At 67.7% G+C, this 603-nt stretch carries 1 protein-coding gene; it reads left to right on the top strand.

The annotated features are described in order from the left end of the window. The first annotated feature begins 133 nt into the window (after positions 1 to 133). Positions 134 to 598, top strand: a complete 465-nt coding sequence (locus GPA_RS02570; protein ID WP_015538848.1) for a hypothetical protein — start codon at positions 134 to 136, stop codon at positions 596 to 598. Positions 599 to 603 lie beyond the last annotated feature (5 nt).

The raw sequence follows: 603 nt of genomic DNA, 5'->3' as shown, positions 1-603 counted from the left end.
TGCTGCGCGCCGCGCTCTACGGACCGGCCGCGCCGGATGCTGAAGGTGCGGCAGACGGCGTGGGAGGGCCGGAGGCCCCTGCGTGCGGCACGGAAGGGGCGGCCGCCGCGGCCGCCGGGGAAAGGTGGTAGCAATGCTCAAGATCTCAACGAACAAGCTCATGCTCGTGGCCGGCATCGTGTGGGCCATCGCCGGCGCGAACATCGCCAACATCGGGCTCACGGCCTACCGGCACGACTGGGGCTGGGTGCTCTGGGCACTCCTGGTGGGCTCCGCGGTCATCTTCGTGCTGTTCCACTCGCGCATCTTCCAGAAGATGGTGGGCAAGCACGCCAAGCGCATCGGCGGCTACGAGGAGGCCAAGACGAACATCCTGAAGTTCTTCGACAAGAAGGGCTACATCATGATGGCTATCATGATGGGCGGAGGCATCGGCCTGCGCATGTCGGGGCTCGTGCCCGACTGGTTCATCGCCTTCTTCTACACGGGCCTGGGCGTCGCGCTCGCGGTGGCGGGCCTCACCTTCCTGCTGCGGTACTTCACGAACGTGGAGCCGGGGTGCCCCCTGCTGCCGCGCACCTACGCGAAGCGCGGCTGACCGCC

This window comes from Gordonibacter pamelaeae 7-10-1-b (assembly GCF_000210055.1).
Taxonomy (GTDB): Bacteria; Actinomycetota; Coriobacteriia; order Coriobacteriales; family Eggerthellaceae; genus Gordonibacter; species Gordonibacter pamelaeae.
The sequence above is the reverse complement of the archived record's forward strand: the minus strand, read 5'-3'. Positions and strand labels throughout refer to the sequence as shown.